Origin of the sequence: Vibrio sp. 10N.222.49.C9, from assembly GCF_041474985.1 — a bacterium.
Classification (GTDB): domain Bacteria; phylum Pseudomonadota; class Gammaproteobacteria; order Enterobacterales; family Vibrionaceae; genus Vibrio; species Vibrio crassostreae_C.
The window spans coordinates 1-274 of record NZ_JBFRVD010000057.1; the positions used below are offsets into that span (position 1 = coordinate 1).

At 46.0% G+C, this 274-nt stretch carries 1 protein-coding gene; it reads left to right on the forward strand.

The features are described 5' to 3' along the window. Window positions 1-274, forward strand: a 274-nt coding sequence (locus tag AB4585_RS20160) for a cation:proton antiporter (RefSeq protein ID WP_372170723.1), incomplete at both ends; no start/stop codon positions are given.

The following is a 274-nucleotide window of genomic DNA, read 5'->3' on the forward strand; positions in this document are numbered from 1 at the left end:
GCGTTGTATTGGCTAACAGTGAATTTAGACATGAATTGGAATCTAACATCGAGCCGTTCAAGGGTTTGTTGCTCGGACTGTTCTTTATCACTGTGGGTGCTGGCATCGACTTTACGGTTTTGTTCAGTGATTTCTTTGTCATTATTGGTCTGACTCTGGGACTCATGCTTCTCAAGGGCCTTGTACTTTGGGCGCTGGCCATAGCTTTCAAAATCAAAGGGGTTAATCGCTGGCTGTTCGCCTTAAGCTTGGCACAAGCGGGTGAGTTTGGATT